The sequence below is a fragment of the Endothiovibrio diazotrophicus genome (assembly GCF_054657215.1).
Genome location: NZ_BAAHXB010000298.1, coordinates 1 through 598, shown reverse-complemented (window position 1 = coordinate 598; position 598 = coordinate 1). Strand labels below are relative to the sequence as shown.

The window sequence follows — 598 nt, the reverse complement described above, 5'->3', positions numbered from 1 at the left end:
GCTGCTCACGTTGGGCTTGGTGCTCGATGGCAGCGGCTTTGTCCGCCGTTCGGAGGTGTTTGCCGGGAACGTCGTTGAGGGGCGTACCCTGGAGACGATGTTGCGCGGTCTCCAGGCTCCAACCGGTGCTTTGGTCGTCATGGATCGCGGGGTCGCGACCGAGGAGAATCTCGCGTGGTTACGCGAGGGTGGCTACCGTTACCTGGTGGTCAGCCGGGAGCGGCACCGGGAGTTCGATGCCCGGACGGCCGTCACGATCGAGACGGCGGGCGAGGAGCAGGTTCATCTCTCACGGACGTTGTCGGAGGATGGGCGGGAGGTCCGCCTGTATTGCCACTCCGAGCGGCGCGCGCGCAAGGAGGAGGGAATCGCTCGCCGTTTCGCCGAGCGTTTCGAAAGCGAACTGCGCAAGCTCTCCGAGGGGCTCTCCAAGCCCCGCACCCAGAAACGCATCGACAAGCTTTGGGAGCGCATCGGCCGGCTCAAGGAGAAAAGTCGCGGCGCCGCGCAGCACTACCGGATCGAGATCCTCCCGGATGAGGGGGGAGAGCGGGCCCGCGCCATCACCTGGGAGCGTAAGCCCGTGGAAGGCTCCCTA

The 598-nt window shown here is 66.2% G+C and carries 1 protein-coding gene; it reads left to right on the top strand.

Annotated features, from left to right (window positions below):
- Positions 1-598: transposase (locus ACYQ2W_RS26520; protein ID WP_459874113.1), on the top strand; the 598-nt coding region annotated here is incomplete at both ends.